The sequence below is a fragment of the Intestinibacter sp. genome, from assembly GCF_051866655.1.
Classification (GTDB): Bacteria; Bacillota; Clostridia; order Peptostreptococcales; family Peptostreptococcaceae; genus Intestinibacter.
Genome location: NZ_JBJDXL010000222.1, coordinates 1 through 4,614 on the forward strand (window position 1 = coordinate 1; position 4,614 = coordinate 4,614).

The following is a 4,614-nucleotide window of genomic DNA, read 5'->3' on the forward strand; positions in this document are numbered from 1 at the left end:
CTGTGAATGAGGTTTTATATAGCTTCATAAAAGCCAAGGAAAAAAATTATTAAAATAAAAGATTTGTGAACGGGTTTGTTATCAAAAGCAACATTTTAGCTATCCTACATATAATAAATATAAAAGATTTGAAGGAGAGATAAAATGGATAATAATTCTTGCCCAAAATACAATATAAATGAAATTTTTGCAAACTATAATCCGCAAAGACCGACTGCCTTTGCTAGAATGAGGGGAGGACAGTTAGCTCCTTGCATAGAAGGAAATGTATTTTTCTATCAATTAAATGGAGGGGTTTATGTAAGAGCCTATATAACTGGGATACCAGAAACAAATATAAACGGTGAAGTCACTAGATTCCATGGATTTCATATTCACGAAAACGGAGATTGTAGTGTCGGTGTAGCTACGAATCCTTTCCCTAATACCGGGCAACACTACAACCCATCAGACAGCCCGCATCCGTTTCATGCAGGGGATCTCCCTCCTATATTAGCTAGCGATGGAGTTGGAATACTATCATTTTACACTAGTTATTTCACTGTGGCTGATATAATAAATAAATCTATCGTACTTCACGATAAATACGACGATTTTTCAACTCAGCCTTCAGGTAATTCTGGATATAAAATAGCTTGCGGCAAAATAATTCCTTATAACTATTAGAAAATAGCATTATGGCTAAATTGATATTATTTCAATTTAGTCATTTTTTGCTGGGATTAATAATTTCGATAAAAAATAGTATATAATTATTAAAAAGAGAGGAAGTGATGATTATTAGTACTTTACATTATGCAATATTGAAACTAGCAGTACTTTTTTTAATAATGATCGGTATATTTGTATTTGTGATATTATCAATCGTTATTTTTGCAAAGAAATTTAATTGCGAAGAAAAATTATTTAACGACAGGGTGTTTTCTTTTTTAGGAAAGCGCAAAGATTTTAAAGAAAATATAAAGCCAAGTATAACTGATGGAGCGTTGATTTATACAATATCTTTGATGGCTCTTATATTTGTAGGAAGTTTCTTGCAGCTATTTTGGGGGACAGCAGGACTTATAGCTACTGAGGTTATAATTCTTTTAATACCACTATTGTATGCTATTTATATAAAGGCTGATATAAAAAATACATTTAGCTTAAAAATGCCGAGACCTAAATATATTTTAGGTGGGCTTCTGGCTTGGTTTGGTGGTTATATGATAATAAATATAACTACTAACATTTTACTGGCATTATTCCCTGATCAAGCTAAGATATTACAGGCTGTAAATAGCAGTGTAATGATGGATTCTCTACTTGCAAGCTTAATCGTGGTGGCGTTAATTCCAGCTTTTTGCGAGGAGATGCTATTTAGAGGTTTTTTACTAGGATCATTTAGAGGCGAAAGTAAAAAATCTAAAATTTGGGCAATTTTATTAGTAGGAGTTTTATTTGGAATAATGCATTTGAATTTCATTAGAATAGTTCCTACTGCGATGCTTGGAATACTGTTCGCTTACTGTGCATTGAAGACAGAATCAATCTGGGTAAGTGTATTTATGCACTTTTTGAACAATGGATTTTCTGTATGTGTGATGTATTTAAATGAGTATTACCTTCATATTCCAATTGATACTCAGGCGACATATGCAATGCCTTCTATAATTTCAATAGTAGTTACAATTGGTATGGGATTTTCATTTATATATCTTGGAGATTTATGCTTTAAAAACAAGCAAAAAGAATATGAAGATAACGAAGATAATGAACTTCTAGAATAATCTATAGAGTTTAAAAAAAGTGAAATAAAAAGGAAATGCGAATTTATAGCAAAATATAAATCGAATTTCCTTTTTTGATTATAAGTAAAATTAATTTTCCTTTAATTTAGAAACGACTTCTTCCTCTGGTGTTACATAAATTGTATTGTTAGTCTCGTAAATTACCATACCAGGCTTTGAACCGCTCGGTTTTTTGACATGCTTTTTCATAGTGTAGTCAACTGGTACCTGTGAAGACATACGACCTTTGCTGAAGTATGCAGCGAGCATAGCACCTTCAAGTAGAGTATTGTCTGGAACTTCACTTCCTGCGCATTTTATTATTACGTGAGAGCCTGGGATATTTTTAGTATGCATCCAAATATCTTCAGGATCGGCGATTCTCAAAGTAAGGTAGTCGTTTTGCTTGTTGTTTTTACCGACTAAAATGGTAAATCCATCAGATGATATGAACTTATTAGGCTTTGTAGTTAAATCCATTTCCTTTTTAGGTTTGAATCTACGTGGTGCCCTTGCATATCCTAATTTTATCAGCTCTTCCTTGATATCCTCTAGGTCTTCTAGATTTTCGCAGTTTTCTATACTTAAAAGGACGTTTTCTAGATATTCTATCTCGTCCTTGCTTATAGCCATTTGTTCTGTAAGCTCTTTTTTAGCAGTTTTTAATTTGTTGTATTTTTTAAAGTACTTTTGGCTGTTTTCTGAAGGAGTAAGGTTTTCGTTTAGCTCTATAGTCATCTTGGCGCAGTTTTCGTCGTAAAAATTGTCTACCTCGATGCTCTTCATTCCCTTTTGTATCATATAGATATATGCAGTTAAAAGCTCTCCCTTTACTCTGTATATATCTGCATTTTCAGCCTGTGAAAGTTCCTTTTTTTGTTTCTTTTGTTTATTGTAAAGTCTATCTAATTTTATAGAAATACTCTTTCTAAGGTCGTAAGTTCTTTGATGAACTCTGTCCTTGAAGTCCTTAGTTATGTAGTAATCCTCTACAATTTTAGATATACTTTCATCGTATATAAATTTATATCCTTCAAATAAACTCAAATCTATTGAACTGAAATCTACGACCTTATCTATTTTTTCATCGATTACTATACAAGGCTTAAACTCTTCATTTTTTACCTTAGTAAATATATCTGAGAAAACTCTGTATAAAAGAGATAATTCATCTCTAGATAAATCCTCACCCTTAGATTTAACGTCTATATTTGCTCTAAAGCAAATTTCCTTAGCTACAGTAGGACTTATTCCTAAAAACTTGCTGTATATAGCCTTGAAAATAGGTCCGTCAAAATCCCTTAAGGTATTTATAAATGATTTAAGAGAAGTTCCCTTTAGAGGATTTATTTTATCCTGTTCTGGTGGAAGCTCATAAGTCATAGCAGGCAAGATTTGGCGAGCTCTACTTATGCTAGGTGGAACTCTTTTGATTGAATCTATTATGCTAGAGTCCTCATCGTGAGTTAAAATTATATTACTGTGTCTTCCCATTATCTCAACGTATATATTTTTAGTGCTCTTGTCTTTTAATTCATCAAGTGATTCGACGCTTATTTTTATAATTCTTTCAAACCCAACCTGAGCAATATCTGTGATTATACCCCCTTGAAGGTGTTTTCTAAGCAACATACAAAACATAGGTGCCTTTAGAGGATTTTCTTTGTTGTAGTTATTTGCTATATAGACTCTAGGATTTGATGCGCTAGAGCTTAAGACAACTTTAAAATTTTCTCTATTATTTCTCACATAAAGAAGTATTTCGTCGTTTTCTGGTTGATGAACTCTATCTATTTTACCGCCGACTAGCTTTGATTTTAATTCGCTCGCTATAGAGTGTACAACTAAACCGTCTAATGCCATAATTTTCTCCTTTCTTTAATAGATAATATTCAATTTTACAATATATATTTGTATTTACTAAATTAGTATTTGATTTTTATCTTATTATTTACATAATAATTATATACATATGCTTTGATATTTGCTAGAGTTGATTTTACTTATTTATTTAAATAAGATACAATAAATATATCTAAATTTATTGGAAAGGAGAAATAGCTTTATGGTTAAAATAGATTATGATAAGTGTATAGTATGTGAAAGCTGTATAGGCGATTGTTTTTTTAAGGCTTTATCAAATAAAGATAGTAAAATTATTGTAGATAATGATAAATGTAGAAATTGTGGACACTGCATAGCGATTTGTCCTAAAAATGCTGTGGAGTGTGTTGATTTAGACATGAACGAAGTCAAGGAATATAATAAAGAAGAATTTTATATCGAAGACGAAAAGATTTTAAATTTCATTAAATTTAGAAGATCTACGAGAAGATTTAAGGATCAAAAGATAAAAAGAGAGGAAATTGAAAAGATAATAGAAGCAGGTCGCTTTACTCCGACTGGAGGAAATTCGCAGGGAGTATCTTATATAGTAGTAGAGGATAAACTAAAGGAAATAACTAAATTAGGACTTGAGACTTTAAACAGCTTAGGCGAAGATATACTAAGTAGAGAAAATATAGACCAAAATTTAAGCCGTTATGCAAATAACTGGACAACTGGATATAAGAAGTATTTAGAAAATCCAGATGAGGATACATATTTATTTTTCAACGCTAAGACTATTGTCCTTTTAACTTCTAATTCAGCAGTAGATGCTGCACTAGCTGCTTCTAATATGGAGCTTATGGCAAATGCAATGGGTGTAGGTGTCTGCTTTAGTGGATATTTTGTAAGGGCAGTTAATTCAAATAAAGAGATAAGAGATGTTTTAGGACTAGAAGAAGATCAAAATGTTCAAGTGTGCATGATAATGGGTTATCCAGAGATGGAGTACTTTAGA

4 protein-coding genes are annotated in these 4,614 nt (G+C 31.6%); 3 read left to right on the top strand and 1 reads right to left on the bottom strand.

Features of this window, described 5'->3' with window-relative positions:
- The first annotated feature begins 144 nt into the window (after positions 1-144).
- Entirely contained in the window at positions 145-666 is a 522-nt protein-coding gene (locus tag ACI3VO_RS06700) for a superoxide dismutase family protein (protein ID WP_439757162.1), read from the top strand.
- 107 nt (positions 667-773) lie between these two features.
- Positions 774-1,769 (top strand): CPBP family glutamic-type intramembrane protease, encoded by a 996-nt coding sequence (locus ACI3VO_RS06705; protein WP_439757163.1) that lies wholly within the window; start codon positions 774-776, stop codon positions 1,767-1,769.
- 90 nt (positions 1,770-1,859) lie between these two features.
- On the opposite strand, the gene ACI3VO_RS06710 is transcribed toward ACI3VO_RS06705, so the two are convergent.
- On the bottom strand, positions 1,860-3,632 hold the full coding sequence (locus ACI3VO_RS06710; RefSeq protein ID WP_439757164.1) for an Rqc2 family fibronectin-binding protein: 1,773 nt from the start codon (positions 3,630-3,632) through the stop codon (positions 1,860-1,862).
- A 202-nt stretch (positions 3,633-3,834) separates the two neighbouring features.
- On the opposite strand from ACI3VO_RS06710, the gene ACI3VO_RS06715 reads away from it, so the two are divergent.
- Positions 3,835-4,614: nitroreductase family protein (locus ACI3VO_RS06715; protein WP_439757165.1), on the top strand; the 780-nt coding region annotated here is incomplete at its 3' end.